Source organism: Prevotella sp. P6B1, from assembly GCF_000702825.1.
GTDB lineage: Bacteria > Bacteroidota > Bacteroidia > Bacteroidales > Bacteroidaceae > Prevotella.
This window is the reverse complement of sequence record NZ_JNKF01000011.1, coordinates 572,516-594,222: the sequence shown is the minus strand read 5'-3', so window position 1 is coordinate 594,222 and position 21,707 is coordinate 572,516. Positions and strand designations below refer to the sequence as shown.

The 21,707-nt window shown below is 49.8% G+C and carries 20 protein-coding genes and 1 tRNA gene; 15 read left to right on the top strand and 6 right to left on the bottom strand.

All coding sequences use genetic code 11. The features are described from left to right. The first annotated feature begins 30 nt into the window (after window positions 1–30). From T495_RS0106675 to fldA, 3 genes are all read left to right on the top strand, one after another. The gene (locus T495_RS0106675) at window positions 31–1,983 is read left to right on the top strand and encodes a heavy metal translocating P-type ATPase (RefSeq protein WP_081832039.1); all 1,953 of its coding nucleotides are present in this window, start codon (window positions 31–33) and stop codon (window positions 1,981–1,983) included. A gap of 199 nt (window positions 1,984–2,182) precedes the next feature. Further along, window positions 2,183–2,560: a DUF2023 family protein gene (locus T495_RS0106670; protein WP_033148122.1), complete on the top strand. Its 378-nt coding sequence runs from the start codon at window positions 2,183–2,185 to the stop codon at window positions 2,558–2,560. 21 nt (window positions 2,561–2,581) lie between these two features. Continuing rightward, window positions 2,582–3,076 (top strand): flavodoxin FldA, encoded by a 495-nt coding sequence (gene fldA, locus T495_RS0106665; protein ID WP_028904169.1) that lies wholly within the window; start codon window positions 2,582–2,584, stop codon window positions 3,074–3,076. A 94-nt stretch (window positions 3,077–3,170) separates the two neighbouring features. Here fldA and T495_RS0106660 read toward each other — a convergent pair. Beyond that, window positions 3,171–3,242, bottom strand: a tRNA-Arg gene (locus T495_RS0106660). A gap of 129 nt (window positions 3,243–3,371) precedes the next feature. Here T495_RS0106660 and T495_RS0106655 point away from each other — a divergent pair. The 9 genes from T495_RS0106655 to rodA all read left to right on the top strand — a co-directional run bounded on the left by T495_RS0106655 (window position 3,372) and on the right by rodA (window position 12,235). Then, complete coding sequence (locus tag T495_RS0106655) at window positions 3,372–3,935, top strand: hypothetical protein (protein ID WP_155993476.1); 564 nt, start codon at window positions 3,372–3,374, stop codon at window positions 3,933–3,935. A gap of 119 nt (window positions 3,936–4,054) precedes the next feature. After that, on the top strand, window positions 4,055–5,092 hold the full coding sequence (gene asnA, locus T495_RS0106650) for an aspartate--ammonia ligase (RefSeq protein ID WP_028904171.1): 1,038 nt from the start codon (window positions 4,055–4,057) through the stop codon (window positions 5,090–5,092). A gap of 32 nt (window positions 5,093–5,124) precedes the next feature. Continuing rightward, window positions 5,125–5,640, top strand: a complete 516-nt coding sequence (locus T495_RS0106645) for a hypothetical protein (RefSeq protein WP_155950130.1) — start codon at window positions 5,125–5,127, stop codon at window positions 5,638–5,640. Between the two features lie 146 nt (window positions 5,641–5,786). Further along, window positions 5,787–6,383, top strand: coding sequence for an IMP cyclohydrolase (locus T495_RS0106640; RefSeq protein ID WP_028904173.1), 597 nt, complete (start codon window positions 5,787–5,789; stop codon window positions 6,381–6,383). Window positions 6,384–6,489: 106 nt separating this feature from the next. Next, window positions 6,490–7,512, top strand: coding sequence for a rod shape-determining protein (locus T495_RS0106635; RefSeq protein ID WP_028904174.1), 1,023 nt, complete (start codon window positions 6,490–6,492; stop codon window positions 7,510–7,512). 39 nt (window positions 7,513–7,551) lie between these two features. Then, window positions 7,552–8,418 carry a rod shape-determining protein MreC gene (mreC, locus tag T495_RS0106630; protein WP_028904175.1) on the top strand — a complete coding sequence of 289 codons (867 nt, stop codon included), beginning with the start codon at window positions 7,552–7,554 and terminating at the stop codon, window positions 8,416–8,418. Between the two features lie 4 nt (window positions 8,419–8,422). After that, window positions 8,423–8,923, top strand: coding sequence for a rod shape-determining protein MreD (gene mreD, locus T495_RS0106625; RefSeq protein WP_028904176.1), 501 nt, complete (start codon window positions 8,423–8,425; stop codon window positions 8,921–8,923). After that, complete coding sequence (gene mrdA / locus T495_RS0106620) at window positions 8,920–10,779, top strand: penicillin-binding protein 2 (protein WP_033148019.1); 1,860 nt, start codon at window positions 8,920–8,922, stop codon at window positions 10,777–10,779. The genes mreD and mrdA overlap by 4 nt, the downstream gene beginning before the upstream one ends. Beyond that, on the top strand, window positions 10,760–12,235 hold the full coding sequence (gene rodA / locus T495_RS0106615) for a rod shape-determining protein RodA (RefSeq protein WP_028904178.1): 1,476 nt from the start codon (window positions 10,760–10,762) through the stop codon (window positions 12,233–12,235). The genes mrdA and rodA overlap by 20 nt, the downstream gene beginning before the upstream one ends. On the opposite strand, the gene T495_RS0106610 is transcribed toward rodA, so the two are convergent. Genes T495_RS0106610 through metF form a run of 4 tightly spaced genes read right to left on the bottom strand, consistent with a single transcriptional unit; the run spans window position 12,221 to window position 15,971 of the window. Continuing rightward, complete coding sequence (locus T495_RS0106610; protein WP_197018874.1) at window positions 12,221–12,670, bottom strand: gliding motility lipoprotein GldH; 450 nt, start codon at window positions 12,668–12,670, stop codon at window positions 12,221–12,223. The two genes, rodA and T495_RS0106610, sit on opposite strands and share 15 nt — an antisense overlap. Window position 12,671: 1 nt before the next feature. Beyond that, window positions 12,672–13,829: a regulatory iron-sulfur-containing complex subunit RicT gene (locus tag T495_RS0106605; RefSeq protein ID WP_033148017.1), complete on the bottom strand. Its 1,158-nt coding sequence runs from the start codon at window positions 13,827–13,829 to the stop codon at window positions 12,672–12,674. A 49-nt stretch (window positions 13,830–13,878) separates the two neighbouring features. Next, window positions 13,879–14,991, bottom strand: coding sequence for an AAA family ATPase (locus T495_RS0106600; protein ID WP_028904180.1), 1,113 nt, complete (start codon window positions 14,989–14,991; stop codon window positions 13,879–13,881). Window positions 14,992–15,014: 23 nt separating this feature from the next. Further along, complete coding sequence (gene metF / locus T495_RS0106595; protein WP_028904181.1) at window positions 15,015–15,971, bottom strand: methylenetetrahydrofolate reductase [NAD(P)H]; 957 nt, start codon at window positions 15,969–15,971, stop codon at window positions 15,015–15,017. Window positions 15,972–16,030: 59 nt separating this feature from the next. Between metF and T495_RS0106590 the strand changes: the two genes are divergently transcribed. Both T495_RS0106590 and T495_RS0106585 read left to right on the top strand, forming a co-directional pair. Beyond that, window positions 16,031–16,984 (top strand): hypothetical protein, encoded by a 954-nt coding sequence (locus T495_RS0106590; protein WP_028904182.1) that lies wholly within the window; start codon window positions 16,031–16,033, stop codon window positions 16,982–16,984. Window positions 16,985–17,363: 379 nt separating this feature from the next. Continuing rightward, a complete protein-coding gene (locus T495_RS0106585; RefSeq protein WP_028904183.1) occupies window positions 17,364–17,648 on the top strand; it encodes a hypothetical protein in 285 nt (94 codons plus the stop codon). 51 nt (window positions 17,649–17,699) lie between these two features. On the opposite strand, the gene T495_RS0106580 is transcribed toward T495_RS0106585, so the two are convergent. Next, window positions 17,700–19,709 carry an alpha-L-arabinofuranosidase C-terminal domain-containing protein gene (locus tag T495_RS0106580; RefSeq protein WP_033148016.1) on the bottom strand — a complete coding sequence of 670 codons (2,010 nt, stop codon included), beginning with the start codon at window positions 19,707–19,709 and terminating at the stop codon, window positions 17,700–17,702. A 160-nt stretch (window positions 19,710–19,869) separates the two neighbouring features. Between T495_RS0106580 and T495_RS0106575 the strand changes: the two genes are divergently transcribed. After that, complete coding sequence (locus T495_RS0106575) at window positions 19,870–21,705, top strand: HAMP domain-containing sensor histidine kinase (protein ID WP_028904185.1); 1,836 nt, start codon at window positions 19,870–19,872, stop codon at window positions 21,703–21,705. Window positions 21,706–21,707 lie beyond the last annotated feature (2 nt).

Below are 21,707 nucleotides of genomic sequence, written 5' to 3'. Positions count from 1 at the left end.
GCACCCAGAAACAGATAAATATGTAAGATTATGGCACATCAAGACGCATATTGCGATTACTGTGATGCTCACGAGCATCATCACGAAGAACATCATCATGAGCATGATACTCACGAGCAGTTATGGCTCATCATCATTTCGGCAGTATTGTTGGTAGCTGCTGTGGCAGTGGAACACCTGACGGCGCTCCCCACCTGGCAGTTGCTGCTGGTATATCTCGTACCCTATCTCGTGATAGGTCACGACACGCTGAAGGAGGCGGTTGAAGGCCTGCTGCATGGCGAGCCGTTCAATGAGCACTTCCTCATGTCGGTGGCTACCATCGGCGCCCTCTGTATCGGCTTCCTGCCTGGTGCCGAGACCCAGTTCCCCGAGGCAGTGTTCGTCATGCTGTTCTTCCAGGTGGGTGAGCTCTTCGAGGGCTATGCCGAAGGCAAGAGCCGTGACAGCATTGCCCATCTGATGGAGATCAAGCCCGACTATGCCACCCTGGCCGATGGCGATCGCCGTGTGTCGCCCGAGGAGGTTCAGGTGGGCGATATCATCGTGATCCGTCCGGGCGAGAAGGTGCCCTTAGATGGTGTCATCGTCGAGGGTACCAGTGCGCTCAATACGGTGGCGCTGACTGGTGAGTCGCTGCCTCGCGATGTGGCTGAGGCCGACGAGGTGATATCAGGCTGTGTAAACCTGAGTGGCGTACTGCGCGTGAAGGTCACCAAACCTTTCGGCGAGAGTACCGTTTCCAAGATTATCCGATTGGTTGAGAATGCCGGCGAGCATAAGTCGCAGAGCGAGACCTTTATCACCCGTTTTGCCCGTATCTATACGCCTATCGTGGTGCTGGCTGCCGTGGCCTTAGCTGTTGTTCCTACGCTTTGGAATATTGTTCAATATTCAATGTTCAATGTTCAATGGATATATCGTGCCCTGATGTTCCTGGTGGTATCGTGCCCGTGTGCCCTTGTCATCAGCGTGCCACTCACGTTCTTTGGTGGCATCGGCGGTGCCTCGCGTCGCGGTATCCTCATCAAGGGTGCCAACTATCTCGATGTGCTTGCCAAAGTGCGTACGGTGGTGTTCGACAAGACGGGCACGCTCACCCATGGTGTGTTTGCTGTCACAGCGGTTCATCCCGATAGTTTCGATGAGCACCAGCTGCTGCATCTGGCTGCCCATGTAGAGCATTTCTCTACCCATCCCATCGGTGCCGCCCTGCGCGATGCCTTCCCCGATGAGGCTACCGACGGCTGTAAGATCAGCGATGTGCGCGAGCTGGCAGGGCAGGGTATCATCGCCCGTGTGGCTGAGAAAGAGGTGGCTGTGGGTAATACGAAACTGATGGACAGCGTGGGTGCTCACTGGCACGACTGCGAGCACCTGGGTACCATCATCCACGTGGCTATCGATGGTACGTATGCAGGCCATATCGTGATCAACGATCAGGTTAAAGCGGATAGTGCTGAGGCTATAGCCGCCCTTCACCAGTTAGGTGTGCAGCGTACGGTGATGCTGACGGGCGACCGACAGGAGGTGGCTGAAAACGTGGCACGGACGCTGGGACTGACCGAATACCATGCCGAGCTGATGCCTGCCGATAAGGTGGCACAGGTAGAACGACTCGCATCTGCCAACGCACAGCAGGCAGCGCCACTCGCCTTTGTGGGCGATGGTATCAACGATGCCCCTGTGCTGGCGCGTGCCGATGTAGGTATAGCGATGGGCGGTCTGGGCAGCGATGCCGCTATCGAGGCTGCCGACGTGGTGCTGATGGACGACCAGCCCTCAAAGATAGCTATTGCCATCCGTATTGCCCGTCGTACCCTCCGTATCGCCTCGCAGAATGTGTGGCTGGCCATCGGTATCAAACTGGCGGTATTGGTGCTGGCAGCCTTTGGCGCCGCTACCATGTGGTTAGCTGTGTTTGCCGATGTAGGTGTCACCGTGCTGGCTGTGCTCAATGCCATGCGCACCCTCCGCGCATGATGGCTCCTGGTCGTAAAATCGCTTCCCCCGTGGGCCCGTAATTTTTTTCTCGTGGGGGCGGTCATTTGCATACCTACTTATGATTAATAGGTTTTTGCAACCTGTGGGAAACTGTCTGTCTGTAAAACACTCTGTTTTAGGTATTGCGGGTGTTCGGAAAACCTCGTACCTTTGCACCGTCGAAATGAAAGTACAGAAAATGAGAACAACAAGTATTCCCACAGAGATCAAGGTGCTGATGAATCACATCTACGAACTGCAGAAAGGTGTGCGCCAGATGGTGCTGTTTACCTGTAATAAGAAATATGGTGAACAGACTGTTGAGCGATTGGAGAGCCAGGGCATCCCTTACGTGCTGCAGCCTGCAGGAAGCAAGAACCTGAATGTGTACTTCGGCAAGCGCGAGTGCCTTGAGGCCATCCGACTCATCGTCACCCGTCCGCTCAACCAGCTCACACCTGAGGAGGACTTCATCCTGGGAGCCATGCTGGGATATGATATCTGTGCACAATGCGAACGCTACTGCAGACGTAAATGCCAGGGTGACTGCAACGAGACATGCATCAACAGGAATTAATCATATAATAAAACATTAAAAATGAATTCAACTATTGTAATCTATGGTTCTTCGACTGGAACCTGCGAGGCTATCGCAGAGAAGATTGCCTCGAAACTGGGCTGCGAAGCCCTCAACGTACAGGATATCACACCCGATGTGGTGGCTGCCAACCAGAATCTGATTCTCGGCACCTCTACCTGGGGAGCCGGTGAGCTGCAGGACGACTGGTACGACGGACTGAAGACGCTGCAGGGTGCCGAGCTGAGCGGAAAGACCATTGCCATCTTCGGATGCGGCGACTGCTCTTCCTATAGCGATACCTTCGTAGGCGGTATGGGCGAGCTCTACAACGGCATCAAGGACAGCGGTGCCCGATTCATCGGTAGCGTTGAGACCGACGGCTATACCTTCGACGACTCGGAAGCCGTGATCGGTGGCAAGTTTATCGGACTGCCTCTCGACGATATCAACGAGGACGACCAGACCGACGCCCGCATCGAGGCATGGCTGGCAGCTATTTCCCCCGAGCTTTAATCACAGGTGTATAATTTATAAAGTAAGTATTTGTTTTAGTTATTAAAAAAGAAAGGTGGTTGATCGTGATGATCAGCCACCTTTTGCATGATAGTACACCCGCACGGAATCGAACCGTGACCAACGGAACCGGAATCCGTTATTCTATCCTTTAAACTACGGGTGCAGCAAATCGTGTGCAAAGGTACTACAAAAAAAATAAATCAGCAAATTTCTGCAAAAAAAGTTGGTGGTTTGCGAAAAAAATACTATTTTTGCCGCTGAAAGTATAACTAAGACACAAATTATAAATATCATGAAGCATATACTAACACCTATCCTCGTATTGGCGCTGATGGCTGCTGGCGTCTTCTCCTTGTCGTCATCCACGGCAAGTACTGCCACCGAGCTGTCGCCCACGCATCTGCTTGATTTATTGTATAACTACGAAGGCTCGGGCCGGAAGCCTGATACACCGTTGCAGTTCATCTGTCGCGACGATGTGGCGGCTGGCGATATGGAGCTGATACAGGTGGTGTATGGGCACGATGTGGAGAAGGGGTCCAAGAAGGCTGTGGGCTACGAGCTGAAAGCCACTTCGCCTCATGGGTGCTACTTCTGCGTGAGTGTCGACAATTCGACACAGGCCTCCCTGAACTTCAAGGATCTGGGCGATGCAGAGCGCTTCTTCGATCGTCTGTGTAAAACGGAGTCGATATCGTATAACGGAAAGACCTATCTGGTACAGACTAAAGCCGACGATAAGTACCTCTATCTGGCTACGCCTTGGGGATGTGATGAATACGAAAACCATTTCGCGGTATGTCCCCCAGTGAAGGATAAGGACTATTATAAGATAGAAATAGAACTCTGTGTATAGTCAGATTGATAGTCAAAATCAATGTTTTTGTGTCATTTTGCAAAAATTTACGCAATTTTGCTTGCAGAATTGCGGAAAAAGTGTATCTTTGCACCGCTTTTTAAACATTAACTGTAGAAATGGGACAAGTAATTAAACCCGTGATGTATGAGCCGCTGCTGGATATGAAGCAGACGGAACAGGGTATCAAACTGATAAAGGAGTTCTTTCAGCAGAATCTGTCGACAGAACTCAGACTGCGTCGAGTGACAGCACCGTTGTTCGTGCTGAAAGGATTAGGTATCAACGACGACCTGAATGGTGTGGAGCGCCCCGTGAGCTTCCCCATTAAGGACCTGGGTGATGCCAAAGCCGAGGTGGTACACTCGCTGGCTAAGTGGAAGCGCTTGAGCCTGGCTGAGTACAAAATCGAGCCTGGCTATGGTATCTACACCGATATGAATGCTATCCGTGCCGACGAGGAGCTGGACAACCTGCACTCGCTGTATGTCGACCAGTGGGACTGGGAGGCCGTTATCCGTAGGGAGGACCGCACCCTGGCATTCCTGAAGAACATTGTGGAGCGTATCTATGCTGCCATCCGCCGTACAGAATATCTCACCTGCGAGACTTATCCGCAAATCAAGCCTTTCCTGCCCGAGCAGATACACTTCGTACATGCCGAGGAACTGGTGGAGATGTATCCTGACAAGACACCAAAGGAGCGCGAGGATGCCATCTGCGAGAAATACGGCGCTGTATTTATAATAGGTATAGGCGGCAAGCTGAGTGATGGTAAGAAGCATGATGGACGCGCCCCTGACTATGACGACTGGAGCACCATCGCCGAGGACGGACGTGCCGGACTGAATGGCGATATCCTGATATGGTATCCCGTTCTGGGCCGAAGCTTCGAACTCTCGAGCATGGGTATCCGCGTGGATAAGGAGAGCCTGCTGCGCCAGTTGAAACTGGAAGGCAAGGAGGAGCGCGAACAGCTCTACTTCCATCAGCAGCTGCTGAATGACAGACTGCCACTGAGTATTGGTGGTGGTATCGGTCAGAGCCGACTCTGTATGGTATTGCTGCACAAAGGTCACATCGGCGAGATTCAGGCCTCTATCTGGCCCGAGGAGATGCGCAAACAGTGCAAGCAGCTGGGAATGAACCTGATTTAAGTGATTTGTTGCCAATTGATAATTGACAGTTAATGAGGGTTAGGTGTTGGTTGTTAGCTGGCTTGCTGGCGGGGATGCTGTGCGCTTGTGGCGGACAGAAACAGCCTAAGGCTTATGGCGGTATTGAACTGACCAGTGCCGACAGCATGACCATCAGTATGGGCCAATGGGACCTGCTGAAATATCATAGCGACAAGCTGGGGCTCGACATCAACTATCCGTCGTTCCTCTGCAAGCAGGACCTGCCTGAGGAACCTTGTCAGGAGGTGTTTATGAGCGACCAGATGTCGATATCGGTGATGGTCGACTCGCTGACGGGAAACATTCGGTCGGCCAGCCAGCAGATGTTAGCCATGGGAGCCGACCTGCTAGAGGTGGGCGACGACTATAGCATCCAGGAGGGGTCGGACGAGAATTTCGACTACTACGGCAAGGTGCTTGAGGACGATACCATCCGCCTGGTGACAGTAATGCTGCGCTACAAGCCGGAGCATAGTGAGGCTGTAGAACCGATGCGTGAGTGGGTGAAGAATTTCAAGCTTAAATAATTGACCTATCATATTTTTAACACGGATTAATCTAAAATTTCGCCGAGAAATTGAGGTTAATCCGTTTTCTTTTTGTACCTTTGCATGCGATTGCGTGCGATGCGCTTGTTTTTTGGATATTAATAACGTTATTAAAATATTTATAAATGGCTGAAATTAAGAAGATTAAGACCGCATTGGTGTCTGTTTTCCACAAGGATGGACTGGATGAACTGTTGAAGAAACTGAACGAGGAAGGTGTGAAGTTCCTGTCGACTGGTGGAACACAGCAGTTTATCGAATCACTTGGTTATGAGTGTCAGAAGGTTGAGGATGTAACCACTTATCCATCAATCCTGGGTGGTCGCGTAAAGACCCTCCATCCGAAGGTGTTCGGAGGTATTCTGGCCCGTCGTGAGAATGCCGGTGACATAGAGCAGATGAAGCAGTACGAGATTCCTGAGATTGATCTCGTTATCGTAGATCTCTATCCATTTGAGCAGACTGTAGCCAGTGGTGCCAGCGAGGCTGATATCATCGAGAAGATTGATATCGGTGGTATTTCTCTGATTCGTGCTGGAGCCAAGAACTTCAAGGATGTAGTCATTGTGCCCAGCAAGGCTGAGTACAGCGTGCTGCTCGATATCCTGAACAAGAAGGGTGCTCAGACCGATATCGAGGATCGTCGTATGTTTGCTACCCGTGCCTTCGGTGTGAGCAGCCACTACGATACAGCTATCAACGCCTGGTTTGAGAAAAAATAATCATTTACAACGGACAACAGGACTGACAGGACTGGTTTATCCAAAAACAAAAATTTCCTTAAGTCCTGTAGTCCGTTGCTAAGAATAAACATTAAAGAAATAGTAAATGGGATTTTTTAGTTTCGTACAGGAAATAGCAATGGACCTGGGAACGGCCAACACCATCATTATCAGTGATGATAAGATTGTGGTTGATGAGCCCTCAGTAGTTGCTCTTGATCGCCGTACTGACAAGATGATTGCCGTTGGTAACGAGGCGAAGATGATGTATGAGAAAACTCATGACAACATTCGTACCATCCGTCCGCTGCGTGATGGCGTGATTGCCGACTTCTCTGCCTGCGAGCAGATGATGCGTGGACTGATCAAGATGGTACACACAGGTAGCCGCCTGTTCTCGCCATCACTCCGTATGGTGATTGGTGTACCTTCAGGTTCTACCGAAGTAGAGCTGCGTGCCGTACGCGACTCTGCAGAGCATGCTGATGGACGTGATGTCTATCTGATTTTCGAGCCTATGGCTGCCGCTATCGGTATCGGTATCGATGTAGAGGCACCAGAGGGTAACATGATTGTTGATATCGGTGGTGGTTCTACCGAGATTGCTGTCATCTCGCTGGGTGGTATCGTTTCGAACAACTCGATCCGTACCGCTGGTGACGATCTGACGGCTGATATCCAGGAATATATGTACCGCCAGCACAACGTGAAGGTTTCGGAGCGTATGGCTGAGCGTATCAAGATTAATGTAGGTTCGGCGCTGACCGATCTGGGCGACGAGGCTCCCGAGGACTTCATCGTTCACGGTCCTAACCGTATCACAGCACTCCCCATGGAGGTGCCTGTATGCTATCAGGAGATTGCACACTGTCTCGATAAGACCGTGGCAAAGATTGAGAACGCTGTACTCTCAGCACTTGAGAATACTCCCCCAGAGCTGTATGCCGATATCGTGAAGAATGGTATCTATCTCTCAGGTGGTGGCGCTCTGCTGCGTGGTCTGGACCGTCGTCTTACCGACAAGATGCACATCCCATTTCACGTGCCCGAGGATCCCTTGCACAGTGTAGCTAAGGGTGCTGGCATCGCTCTGAAGAATATCGATAGATTTAATTTCTTGATGAGATAATCAATAATTGACAATTGAATATTGACAATTGACAGGTAGATGAGAAACCTGCTGGATTTTCTATACAAGTATCATCACTGGCTAGTCTTCGTATTGCTCGAAGTAGTCAGTGTTGTTCTGTTGTTTCAGTATAACAGTTATCAGAATAGTGTGTGGTTCACGAGTGCCAATGCTGTGGCTGGTAAGGTGTACGAGATAGAGAGCAGTCTGACCAGCTATCTGTCGATGGCTGAGATGAACCGCGAGCTCACCCTCCGTAATATCTACCAGGAGCGACAGCTCGACCAGTTGCGCCGACTCTATGCCGACGTGACAAAGGATACCACAGAAGCCCAGCGCAGGGAACTGGATTTCCTGAACCGCTATCAGCTGATATCTGCCAAGGTGGTCGAGAACTCCATCCATAAGCAGGAGAACCTTATTACCATTGATAAGGGCCGTCTGGATGGTGTTGAGCCCGATATGGGTGTGGCATGCGGTAATGGTATCGTTGGCGTGGTCTACCTCGTGAGCGATCATTATGCGGTGGTTATCTCAGCCCTCAATGCAGCTTCATCGCGTATCAGCTGCTCTATCCGTAACCGTGGATACTTCGGCTATCTGCACTGGTATGGTGGCGACCCATCGGTGGCTTATGTCGAGGATGTGCCTCGCCATGCCAAATTCAAACTCGGCGAGTGGATGGTTACCAGTGGATTCTCCTCAATCTTCCCATCGGGCGTATTGGTAGGCAAGATTGAGCAGGCTTATAACTCAAGCGACGGTTTGTCGTATAAACTCAAGGTACGTCTGAGTACCGATTTCGGAAATATCCGCGACGTGGTGGTTATCAGCGATAAGAGTATTGCCGAGCGTGCTACGCTGATGCAGGCTGCTCGCGACTCTATCAGTTTCAAACAGCGATAATAGTATGAAGATAGAACTCGTTAACCGGTTGGTCATGTTTCTGACATTGTTCGTGGTTCAGGTGCTGATTCTGAATCATGTTCACATGTTTGGTGTAGGCACGCCGTTGCTCTATGTCTATTTTGCTGTCACTTTCCGTCGCCATTTCCCGAAATGGCTGATCCTGGTATCGTGTTTCCTGCTCGGACTGGTCATCGATATCTTCTCGTGTACGCCAGGTCTGGCGTCGAGTGTCATGACGCTTGTGGGGCTGGCTCAGGCTTATCTGATAGAACTGCTGATTCCACGCGACTCTGCTGATGATCTGGAAGTGTCTATCAAGTCGTTGGGACTCAGTAAGTTTGTGGTGCTCAGCGGACTGCTGACATTTCTCTATTGTCTGGTGTTCTTCGCCCTCGAAGCGTTTAACTTCTTCGATGTACTGTTGTGGTTGTCGCGTTCGGTAGTCAGTGCCCTCCTCACAATGTTGCTGATGTTAGCTGTTGAAAGTGTTAGAAGCAGGTGAAGCAGAAGAATTACGATCTGGAATACCGTAAATACGTGATTGGTGGGGTGGCCGCATTGATTGTGTTCATCTACATCGTCAGGCTGTTTACACTTCAGATTACGAGCGACGACTACAAGAAGAGCGCCGACTCGAATGCTTTCCTCAAGAAAATAGAATATCCCTCTCGTGGCGCCATCCTGGACCGTAAAGGCAAATTGCTGGTTTACAATATGCCTTCGTATGATATCATGGTGGTGATGAACGAGATGAAGGACCGACTCGATACCCTCGACTTCTGTCAGGCCATAGGTATCACCAAAGAGGAGTTCGAACATCGTATGACCACCATGAAGGACCGTAGTAAGAATCCTGGTTACTCGCGATTCACCGAACAGTTGTTCATGAGTCAGCTGAGCGACAAGGATTTTAGTGTTTTCCAGGAAAAGATGTATCGGTTCCCAGGTTTCTACATCCAGAAGCGTAGTGTGCGCCAGTACACCTATAGTATGGGTGCCCACGTGCTTGGTGATGTGGGTGAGGTGTCGCCAGCTGATATCGAGGAGGACGATTACTACCAACCCGGCGACTATATCGGCAAGCTGGGTATTGAGCGTTCGTACGAGAAAGAGCTGCGTGGACGGAAAGGTATCCAGATTCTGCTTCGTGATGCGCACGGACGTATCCAGGGGCGCTATCAGAATGGTGCATTAGACCGTCGTGCCATTCCTGGCAAGAACCTGACGCTGGGTATCGATGCCGAGCTGCAGGCCTTAGGTGAGCGCCTGATGGAAGGAAAGATAGGTGCCATCGTAGCCATCGAGCCTGCTACGGGTGAGGTGCTCTGTATGGTGTCGTCGCCTACGTACGATCCCCGTCAGATGGTGGGACGCCTGCGTAGTAAAAAGCACCGTGCCCTCTCACAGGATGTGTGGAAACCTCTGCTGAACCGTGCCATCATGGGACAATATCCTCCAGGCTCTACTTTCAAGACTACCCAGGGACTTACGTTTATGACTGAGGGTATCATCAACTCGCACACCCTGTATCCCTGTTCGCATGGATTCAACTTCAAGGGGTTGCATGTGGGTTGTCACGGGCATGCGGCACCACTGCCGCTGGTACCTGCACTCAGTACCTCGTGTAACGGTTACTTCTGTTGGGGATTGTATCACATGATCAATACCAACGTGTCGAAATACGGGTCGGTACAGAATGCCATGAATACCTGGCGCGACTATATGGTATCCATGGGATTCGGCTATCGCTTAGGTATCGACCTGCCTGGCGAGAAGCGTGGGCTGATTCCTAACGCCATGTTCTACGATAAGGCCTACAAGGGCTCGTGGAACGGACTCACCATTATCTCTATCGCTATCGGCCAGGGTGAGGTGAATGCCACACCGCTACAGATAGCCAACCTGGGTGCCACCATCGCCAACCGAGGCTATTATATCGTGCCTCATGTGGTGAAGCAGGTGCAGGGTGTGCCTCTCGACACTGCCTATACCCGTAAGCATTATACCAAAGCCAGTCGTGAGGCTTACGACTATGTTGTGCAGGGGATGCGCTCCTCGGTGCTGGGAGGTACTTGTAAGGAGTTAGGTAAATACGATTTTAATGCCTGCGGTAAAACGGGTACGGCTCAGAACCGCGGACATGACCACTCTGTTTTCATGGGCTTTGCGCCTATGGATAATCCCAAGATTGCCGTTGCCGTCTATGTAGAGAATGGTGGATGGGGTGCCACCTATGGTGTGCCCATCGGCGGTCTGATTATGGAGAAATACTTAAAAGGAAAACTCTCTGAAGCCAGCGAGGCTAAGGCTCGCAGCATTCAGGAACGCAGAATAGCTTATGGTGCAGGCGATAGGTAATAGAAAGGAAAAAGGAGTGATTCGTTCACTCGACTACTGGACGATCATCATCTACATTGCCCTACTCACCTTCGGATGGGTGAGTGTGTGTGGTGCCAGCTACAGTTATGGCGATACCGACCTCTTCAGTCTCGACACCCGTTCGGGCATGCAGATTGTGTGGATCGGCACCTCTATCGTGCTGGGTTTCGTCATTCTCATGCTCGATGATCGTTATCTGGATATGTTTGCCTATATCATCTTTGGTGTGATGCTGATATTACTGTTTGGTACTATCTTTAATCCGCATTCCATCAAGGGGTCCCGATCCTGGCTGGTATTAGGTCCTATCCGTCTGCAGCCTGCTGAGTTTGCCAAGTTTGCTACGGCTTTGGCATTGGCTAAGATGATGAACACCTACGGGTTTACCATCCAGAAGTGGAAGGATTTCGCCCTGGTGCTGGCTGTTATCTTCGTGCCCATGCTGTTTATAGTGCTGCAGCGTGAAACGGGGTCGGCATTGGTATATCTGTCACTCTTCCTCATGCTGTATCGCGAGGGAATGCCGGGCAGCATCCTGTTCACAGGTGTGGCTATGGTGGTGTATTTCGTGGTAGGCATTCGTTTTGCCGATACGATGCTGAGTATCACCCCGACATCAGTCGGTAAGTTTGCTGTGCTCCTCATGATTCAGGTATTCTCCACCGGTCTGGTATATGTGTATTGCAACGATAAGCGTAACGCTATCCGTATGGCACTTGTGGGGCTTGGAGCAACTTTGGTGGCAGTACTGTTCGGCTTATGGATTATTCCCTTCGATATCAACATTGTCGAGATGCTGCTCTGTACGGCTTTGGTTGTCTATCTATTGTATCGGTTTCTGGCCACGCGCTTGCGTAATTACCTGTGGATAACAGCTTTTGCTCTGGGGTCATTGATCTTCTTCAGTATGGCTGATTATACCCTGAATCATGTACTGGAACCTCACCAGCGTGTACGTATCAACGTGTTGCTGGGACTTGAGGAGGACCTGAAGGGTGCGGGTTATAATGTGCACCAGAGCGAGATTGCTATTGGTTCTGGAGGACTGCAGGGAAAGGGATTCCTGAATGGTACTCAGACCAAACTGAAATACGTGCCTGAGCAGGATACCGACTTCATCTTCTGCACCGTGGGCGAAGAAGAGGGATTCGTAGGTTCTGCAAGTGTATTGTTGCTTTTCCTGGCACTTATCTTGCGTCTCATCCATCTGGCCGAACGACAAGTGCATCGGTTTGGCAGGGTGTATGGCTATTGTGTGGTGAGTATCTTCTTATTCCATGTGTTTATCAATGTAGGAATGGTATTGGGCTTGACCCCCGTTATCGGTATTCCTTTACCTTTCTTCAGCTATGGTGGTTCGTCGCTTTGGGGATTCACCCTGCTGCTGTTTATCTTCCTCCGAATAGACGCAGGCCGAAATCTATTGAGAAATTAGAATACCTACATCGCTGATACCTGGCATCGTTTCCAGTTTCATGTGGTGCATCACATAGACGTGTAACGAGTCGCCCTCGTTAAGTTCAATGTTGCCTACATCGAATGTGTACTGATAGCAGCTGATACCATTGCCTAATACGTGCCCGTTCTTTTCTACCAACGGACAGTCTATGCGCTCGCGCAGCTTGCGCCCCATAGGGTAGATGTCCTGTTCCACAATGATGCTGATGCCTAAGAAGGGGAGTGAGTTGTTTGTACGCAACATCACCTGTTGCTGGTAGTTGCCAGCCTGTTTCACTGGGGGGATGTAGAAGTGCATCGTGTCGTTACGTTCCCAACCATCGTTGTCAACGTGCTCGTAGTGGTTATATATCACCGAACGATTACAGGCAGCTGTGAGCATGCCTGTAATCGCCAGTGTCAGTATCATCATCTTATTTCGCATCTTTCGCCTCTTTCGCTTCTTTCTTATCGTTGTTGCGATTTCCAGCTGCCGACTTCTTTTTCTTCTTTTTCTTCTTGGCCTTATCAAATCGGCTGATGTCGCCTCCTGCCAGATCCACGTGTGGCTTGGCTTCTGTCTTCTTGCCTTCATCGTGCTCCAGCGATAGGGGCTTCTCACCACGGCGGTTCATCTCAATGATGTCCTTGGCACGCTGGGCTGTAATCGTTTCGCAGTTGACGGCAATGTTCTTATCGGTGCTGTAAGTGCAGAGTCCTGCCAGGATATCGCTCTTGAACAGATAGTAGTCGCTATCCTGTGTCTGTAGCACCACATCCTTGCCAGGCAACTGTTTGCTAGCCTCTACATAGTCGTCTACCTCGTAGTTCAGACAGCATTTCAGCTTGGCACACATACCTGCCAGTTTCTGCGGGTTCAGCGAGATATCCTGGAATCGGGCGGCATTGGTGCTTACGCTCGAGAAGTTTTTCATCCACGTAGCGCAACAGAGCTCACGTCCGCAAGGGCCTGTTCCACCGATACGTCCAGCCTCCTGGCGTGCTCCGATCTGTTTCATCTCGATACGTACGTGGAAGGCTACTGCCAAGTCCTTAATGAGTTGTCGGAAGTCCACACGCTCATCGGCAATGTAGTAGAAGATAGCCTTGTTGCCATCGCCCTGATATTCCACGTCGCCTATCTTCATGTCAAGTCCCAGACCTTTAGCTATCTTACGGCTCTCAATCATGGTTGAGTGCTCGCGAGCCTGGGCCTCATGCCATTTCTGGATGTCGTTCTCGCGGGCTATGCGATAGATACGTTTGATATCATCGGGCGACTTGATGTTCACCTTCTTGAGCTGTAGTTTTACCAGACGGCCTGTGAGGGTTACCACGCCAATGTCGTGACCAGGACTGGCCTCTACTGCCACAATGTCGCCCTTCTTCAGGTCTAAATGGTTCACGTTGTGGTAATAGCCCTTACGGGTGTGCTTGAACTGCACCTCTACCAGGTCGGTAGTATCTGCATTTCCAGGCACATCGGCCAACCAGTCGTAGGTGTTCAGCTGCTTGTCCTGGCGCCCCACGGCCTGATGGCACAAACCACGGTCACAGCCTACCTGTACGATATGTTCTTTAGATTTTTCCATATATAATCACTGTTCACTTCTTTACTATTCACAATTCACTAATCACTCTTCACTTCTGCAGTAGCAGAACAATCATTTGTAGTGCCAAGTCGAAGAATACAATCTTACCGTTGGCGTTCTGTCCAATGTCGCGGATGGCCAGATTAGCCAGGTCGCTGATGGGCAGAATATTCTTTTCATTGATAAAGCGGGCAAAGTTCTTGGCAAAGTCCTCCTCGCGCTGGGTCATATATACCAGTTCCTCGTTTTGGAAGTTGTACATAAAGTTCTCGCGGGTCATGCGCAGAAAGAAGGTCAGCCAGCGTTTCTGCTTCTCACGTCCCATGCCAGCCATCTGCTCGCTCCACTTGCGCAGGTCCTTGATCTTACGCTGGTAGGCCAGTCGCATCAGCATGATGTACATGTCGAGGAATAGTTCGTTTTCAGAACCAACCTGCAACTCGTCGAGCGCCTTGATCCAGTTGCCGTTGGCCAGTCGGGCTATGCGGTGGGCGTCTTCCTGACCTATACCTCGCTTTTCTATCAATGCCTGCTCTATATCCTCATTGGCAATCTTCTTGATATCGATCCTTTGCACACGGCTACGGATGGTTTCCAGAAGCTTGTCAGGTTCTTCGCTGACCATGATGAACACCGTTTGGTGTGGTGGCTCCTCTATCAGCTTCAACAGTTTGTTGGCACATTCTATATTCATGCGCTCAGGCAGCCATACAATGCTTACCTTATAACCGCCCTGGCTCGATTTCAGACTCAGTTTCCTTACCAGTTCGTCGCTTTCACCAGCGGTGATGATGGCTTGCTGGTTCTCGGTATTCATAGCCGTCATCCACTCTTCCATGGTGAAATAGAGTCCTTTGGCTATCAGCTCGTGCCACTCTTTGGCAAAGTCGTCGCTCACAGGCTTATGATCGGCTCCCATCGATGGCAGCTTGATGGTAGGGTAGGTGAAGTGCAGATCAGGATGCTCCAGTTTGGCCAGCATGGCTTTGGCCGATGGCGTACCGTTGTCCAGCAGATAGCAGGCAAAAGCCACTGCTAATGGCAGCTTGCCACACCCCTGCGGACCACATAGCATCAACGCGTGAGGGAGTCTTTCCTCTTTCACCAGTTGTAGCAATCGCTCCTCGGCTTCTTTCTGTCCTATTACCTCGTCGAAACCCATAATGCTTAATCCTCAATGTTCAATCAAAGAAGTCGCTTGACGACTTCTGCAACACTATCTACAGCCGACACTGTGTAGAAGTGGATGTTGTGTACCCCATGCGCATACAGATCCTTACACTGCTGGGTGGTCCACTCTATACCTAATTGTTTGGCATCTTCGTCGGTCTTGCATTTCACTACCTCCTTGGCCAGTGGCTCAGGGATATCGCAGTGGAATGTTTTGGGTACTACTGTCAGCTGACTTAGCTTGGCCATGGGCTTGATGCCTGGGATGATGGGGATGGTAATGCCCATCTGGCGTGCCTTCTCCACAAAAGCGTAGTACTTCTCGTTGTCGAAGAACAACTGTGTTACGGCATACTGGGCACCCAAGTCCTGTTTCTGTTTCAGGTATTGCATGTCCATCTCGAGGTTGGGTGCCTCCTCGTGTTTCTCGGGGTAGCAAGCTACGCCATAGTCGAACGGACGACCTGGATTCTTGATGGGGGTGCCATCAGCAAAAAAGCCCTCGTTGAATCGTTTTACCTGAGCCATCAAGTCGGTGGTATGCGCATGCCCGCCATGGGTGGGCTGGAACCGGCTGTCCTCCTTGGCCTTATCGCCACGCAACAGCAACAAATCGTTAATGCCTAAGAATTGCAAGTCGAGCAGTTCGTATTCGATATCCTCGATGGTAGCACCACTACAGATAACGTGGGGCTGAACGGGAATCTGGTAACGCTGCTGTATGGCTGCGGCAATAGCGATGGTTCCTGGGCGGCGACGAATGCGACGACGCTCAAACTGCCCATTCTCAAGTTCGCGATAAACAAACTCCGAGTGATGGGTGGTAATATTGATGTAGGCTGGGTCGAATTCTCTTAGTTTGTCGATATCGGCAAACAGTTTGGCTGTGCCATTACCCTTAAGCGGTGGCAGTACTTCGAACGAGAATCGCTTAGCCTCCTTATCTTGATGGATAAACTCAGTAACACTCATATTGGCTGCAAAGATACTAAAAATTTCTTTATTACAAAAATTTTTTGTAATTTTGCAGCATGAAACTGAAGCAATTTGTTAAAGATTGGACACTTCCGGTGGCTATAGCTGTTGGTACTGTTGTGTATCTGCTGTTTTATCTGTTGCCTTTTCTCGATGGCGCAGGCGATACGTTGGGCGAGGTGGTGGATGCCATTTTCCCGTTTATGGTGTTCTCTACGTTGTTCTCTACCTATTGTCGTATCGACTTTCATCAGATGCGTCCTCACCGCTGGCACATAGGTGTGCTGGTGGCGCAGGTGGCTTTGGTGGCGCTTAACGTGTGGATTATCTTCCAGGTTGATGCTGATCCCGAACAGAAGTTGCTATGGGAGAGTGTGCTTACGTGTATCATCGGTCCTGCAGCTACGGCGGCTCCTGTGGTTACTGCAAAGATTGGCGGTAACATCAATACGATGACGGCCTACGTCGTGATGTCGGCTTTTGCTTCGGCACTTATGATTCCTGCGGTGTTCCCGTTGTTGGAGCGTGGCGTAAGCACTGGTTTCTGGGCGGTGTTCTTTATAATCCTGCAAAAACTGGCTATGGTGCTGGTAGCTCCGCTGGTGCTGGGATGGTTGGTGCAGCACTATGCCAAGCGCCTTTGCGCATGGATTGTGTCGATACCCGACCTCTCGTTCTACCTTTGGGCAGCGCAGTTGGCAGTTACGTCGGGTGTAACCGTGCGTAACATTGTTCATAGCGATGCTGCACTACGTACGCTGTTGATGATAGCCATGATGTCGCTGATTCTTTGCTTTGTGCTTTTCCTGATGGGCCGTTGGATTGGTCGCCAGTTGGGCGATGAGATCGATGGTGGACAGGCTTCGTTCCAGAAGAATACGGCCCTGAGCATCTGGGTGGCCTATACTTACCTGAACCCTGTGGCATCGGTAGGTGCTGGCTGTTACGTGCTGTGGCAGAATATTGTCAATAGTCTTGAATTATACGAATATCGTAAGAAAAAAAGATAAAAAAGCTATTTTTGCTGTTTAATTATAGATATTTTGTGTTTAATATGCGATAAAATTCTGCTTTTAAACATTTTTTAAGCAAAAATATTCGTTTATTTCGGAAACATTGTTTATCTTTGCAGCAGAAAAAGATTTTAATGGTTAAGGTTTATGGTTGATTAATTTAGTTTTTTAAGTAATTTTTTTGAAAGAGGTTCGTTGTGAAACGAGCCTCTTTTAAATTTGTACTGATCAATTAGGGCATTTTGGGTGAGGTTGGCATGGCTGTTTGCATGTTTTTTAGTTTTAGAGCATATTTTTATGGAAAAATGTGATGAGTTTAGAAAAATATGTCTATATTTGTAGCCGTAATTATCAGACCAACCATTTTACTTAAAAAATGAAGAAGGTATTATTATCTGTCACAGCACTCCTCTTAGTAGGACTGGCATACTTAAGTGAGTCGCCGTTGTTGAAACAAGAATCAATGACTGAGATGACTGAGTTCTATAATGAGTCGACACGTTTACAACACTTGTCTACTGATAGTGTGAATCGCTTTATTGTTAAGGTGAGAGGGTTTACTATGGCTAATCCCAAAGCCGAGTATGATCCCTTGTACCCGAAAATCACAAAGAATATCCGACGAACCAAACAAGGTGTTTTATTATATGAATCCTATTAAAAAAAGAAATCTCCCCGTGATGGGGGAGATTCTTTTGTTTATATAACCTGATTACTTCTTGATCTTGTAGATTCTGAAGCTCTTGGCAGGCAGATCGTCGGTGATGAGCGACGCACCCTTGCCAGCATCTACAGCGCAGGTTCCAGAACGTGGAATAATCTTTTCGGGTTCATCGAGCGTGTTTTCATCATCCATACTGTTGTGGCAGAGGGTAATGGTCTCTGCGGTACGGGCACCCTTCATGCCTGTCAACTGGATGCTGACAGGCTGGATGGCATCGCTGGTGTTTACCACTTTGATGATGACCTCGCCTGTGGTTGCATCGAATACCGATGAGGCAAAGAGTCCGTCCTGACCTTCCTGACCGGCTACGGGCTTCTTGTTCATTGTGAGCTGGAGCACGTGGGTGCCCTTGTTGGTGGCATAGAGCTGCTGAACATAGTAGCTCACCGACTTGAAGGAGCGCAGATTATCGTACCAGATGGCATCTGGACGCCACTGCCAGCCCTCAACATGGGCGAAGAGTGGGGCGTAGGTTGCCATGTGTACAATGTCGGCATTACGCTCGATACCCGTCATGTGGGCAGCCTCTAATAAAGAGGTATAATAGTGGTTCCACTTGTGGTTCTTGCTACCGTGGCAGGCATACTCGCCTGCAAACACCTTTGGACCCTTGCGGTCGTATGAGTCATAGCGCAGACCGTGGGTTAGGAACCACTTCTCGTTGCGATAGTAGTGCTCGTCGTAGAGGTCAACCTTGAGCTCCTTCATGCGGGGCTGCAGCAAGTCGAAGTCCCAGCCTTCAGAGTTAGGACCGGTGGTGCCGATAAGCTTGATGTTAGGATACTTTTTGCGGATGGCATCGCTGAACTTCTTGAGACGTGAGGTGAACACAGGACCGAAACCACCGTGCTGCTCATCGTAGTCCCATTGCTCGTTGCCTACACCCAGGTACTTGAGGTTGAAAGGAGCGGGGTGCCCCATCTCGGCACGAATCTTACCCCATTTAGAGTCGGCAGGACCATTGGCAAACTCGATGAGGTCGAGGGCGTCCTGGATGTAGGGTTCCAGATCCTCGAGTGCTACATGTACACCTGGCTTGGTTGGATCGGGATTCTGGAACTGGCACGACAGACCGCATGAGATAACAGGGAGCGCCTCGGAGCCGAAGTCTTCGCAAAGCTGGAAGAACTCGAAGAATCCGAGTCCGTAGCTCTGGAAATAGTCGGGGAAGTAGCGGTTAGTAAAAGTGTAGTGCCAGCGGTTCTCATTGAGCGGACGGTTTTCTACTGGGCCAACGGTGTTCTTCCACTGGTAGCGTGTGGCAAGGTCGGTACCTTCCACGATACATCCGCCAGGGAAACGGAATACACCGGGACGCATATCGTTCAAGGCCTGGGCCAGATCCTTACGCATACCGTTTTCACGGCCTTTCCAGGTGTCAACGGGGAAGAGTGATACGTGTTCCAGATCGGTTGTTACTTTTCCATCGCCCCAAACACGCAGGTGAGCCTTGGCGCACGTACGTTTGGGTTTGAGGATGGCTGTGTACTTCTTCCATTCCTTACCGGCAACTTCTATACCGGCGTTGCCCAGTTTCTGGTCATCGTCCATGGTGGCATTCTCAACCAGGTCGATCCACAGTTTGGCTTTGCCGCCATCGGGCACGCGCGCCCATACAGAGAATCGGTATTCCTGACCACCCTTTACACCCATGCCGAAGAATCCATGGTTCTCAATCATGGTGTGTTTGTCGCCATGTCCCGTAGGTGCCAGACGTACATAGTGGGGATTACGCTCGAAAGGACCATCGTCCTTGAGGGTTACGTTACCAGAAATGTCCCATCCTGTGAAGGCGTTAGGGAATTCAAACGAACGGTTCTTCACCAGTTCAGCATAAAGACCGCCATCGGCAGCATAGTTGATATCTTCAAAAAAGATGCCGTACATAGTGGGCTGTACTGGTGCGCCCAGTTTCTTAGTGTTCACGTCAAGGACGTGGGTCTGTGCTCCAGTTGTCAGAGTGGATGCAAGCAGAAGGATTGTTGATAAATGTTTCATATTTCGTTTTGTAATTAGTTGCCAGCGGTTACAAAATTACATAAAAAAACTTAGAATGGTGTCATTTATACAAAAAATAACGTATTAGTGAGTGAAAAGTTTGGAGATTTCGAGGAAAAACGTTACTTTTGCAGAGGATTTTTCTTATAAACCTAAAGGAATGACTTTCACTCGTTGGACGAAATATATTGCATGTTTGGGCACCTTACTGATTTCTACTCAGTTAGGGGCGCAGCCATTAAACTGTAAAGACTCTGTTAAGCACCAGAAACTACACGATCAGATGTGGGCATTATGTACCCAGGAGGATGTCCATAAGGTTTATGCTGCATGTTGGGAATATCAGGCTCATTGTAAGGAAGAGAAGGATAACCAGGGGTATTACGATTCTTGGGTATGCGGCATCATGTATAATCTGGACCGTATGAATATCCGCGATGCTTATCATATTGCCAATAAGTTGAAGGACGATCTCGTGGCACGCGGAAGTGAGGTGTCGGAAGAGTTGTATTTGGCTCCCAAGATGCTGGGGCATATCTTTAATGCCTGTGGCGATATACCAGGGGCGCTGAAAGAACTGGAAAAGGCTATCGAACTGATTAAAGGTACGCGCTATGAAGAAGGCGGACTGAGCTTCCTGTATTTGGGTATGGCTCATATCCAACTGAATAACGATAGTGAGGAAACCTTGAAGTGGTTGGACAAGGACCTGGAGGAGCTGGCCAAGCACAAGGATCATCGTGAATACTGGCGTGGAATGGCTAATGCTTATGCCATGAAGGCTATTGTGAAGTTCAAACAGCACCATTATGCCGCATTCCGTGAGCTCTATGCGTTGGCAGAAAAGGCAGATAGCATGAATGCCACACCTTCCGCTGATTTGTTCCTGCCTTATGCCCGTATCTATAAGACCCTGTACGATGGTAACACCAGTAAGGCGCTGGCCGATGCTGAGAAGATGGCGAATATGAAGGAGAGCTACCTGATGCGTTGCGACATCTACAGATATATAGGTGATAACGAAAAGGCATTCCTCACCCAGCGCGAGCTGATGCATAAGCGTGACTCCATCACAGGTGTCATCATTGCAGAGAACATCCAGAAGCAGGAGGAGGAGATGGTGCTGCTGAAGCAGGGCCAGAAGGCTGCCCGTGTGATGAATATCGTGCTGGTCATTGCAATGGTCATGGCGATGATGCTGATTGTGGGACTTGCTCTGACCATTTATGGCAAACGCCGTTACCAGGATATCCTGCTTAAGAAGAATAAGGAACTGAAGAAAGCCTATAAACAGGCGGCTGCTGCCGACGAGATGAAAACGGAGTTTATCCGCAACGTCAGTCACGAGATCCGTACACCGCTCAACATTATCAACGGATTTACCCAGTTGCTGACAGAGGATAATGCCCAGTTTGCGCCAGAGGAGCGCAAGAGTCTGGGCGACACCATCAGCAAAAACACCCGACAGATTACATCGTTGGTCAACAAGATGCTGGCTCTGGCCAACGAGCATACCAAGGATCTGCTGAAGGATGTAGAGGCGACTGATGCACTTGACATCTGCCATAAGGCACTCAGTGCGATGCCTGAGGTAGATGCTGCGCGTGTACGAATAGAACTGGCTGATCTGACGAATAGTGATAACAAGATACTGGAAACCCATAGCGATAGCTTGTTGCAGATGCTGGGTAATATCCTTGAGAATTCGGCGAAGTTTACCGATGAGGGCTATATCCGACTGATTCTGAAGAAAGATAAGACCCACTTCCACTTTACGATCGAGGATACCGGATGCGGCATCCCTGTTGATAAGGTGGACACCATCTTTGAGCGCTTCACCAAAGTCAATGCGTTCAAGGAAGGACTGGGACTGGGACTGGCCTATTGCCACGAAACTGTGGAGAAGCTGGGAGGCACCTTGAAGCTCGACCAAACGTCGGAAAGAGGCACTTCCTTTACACTGAGCTTGCCTATTAAACTTAAAACAACATTATAATT